The organism is Proteus sp. fly-1067 (genome assembly GCF_040139345.1).
Classification (GTDB): domain Bacteria; phylum Pseudomonadota; class Gammaproteobacteria; order Enterobacterales; family Enterobacteriaceae; genus Proteus; species Proteus vulgaris_B.
The window spans coordinates 1-523 of record NZ_JBEEUL010000276.1 but is presented as its reverse complement, the minus strand read 5'-3'; the positions used below and the strand labels follow the sequence as shown (position 1 = coordinate 523).

The 523-nt window shown below is 37.5% G+C and carries 1 protein-coding gene; it reads right to left on the bottom strand.

The window, feature by feature from the left end; translation table 11 throughout:
• A partial coding sequence (locus ABN217_RS20390) for a hypothetical protein (RefSeq protein ID WP_349460026.1) occupies positions 1-261 on the bottom strand: 261 nt, incomplete at its 3' end.
• Positions 262-523: the final 262 nt, after the last annotated feature.

Sequence of the window (523 nt, the reverse complement as noted above, 5' to 3'; positions counted from 1 at the left end):
TGTAGGTGTAGAACGAACGGCACTTACTGTGACACCCCATGTTCCTTCCACTACAGCAATGGTGACAGGGAGTAGAATAAGTGGGTTAATAATGGCTTGTTTTTCAGGTGTTTGGCTAAAATTTACAGAACGTGAGTGAGAGCTGCCACGGCTCCCCCCCGAATCCCCTCGCCCTTCTGGACCTGTTCCTCTTGCATTGTTGTCATCACTATCGGGGCTTGCTGATACGCTCATGCTGTCATGAGAATCATTATTTGCCATAAAATATCGTTATTTATTAGCAAGATTAAAAGGACTGTTTATCGAAACAGCCCTTTTATGCTATCTTCATGGCAAAACCTGATAAATAATATTAATTATCAATAACTAAGGAGTTTTATTAGATTAAATTACAGGTGAAATGAATATAAATTAAGCCAAACACAGAACTTAAAAATGCGTTTAGTACCCTATATTCTATTGGTGATTAAAAACCATTGGGGAAGCTATTTGTAAGAAAGGAAATAAATTAAACAAGCTAAAA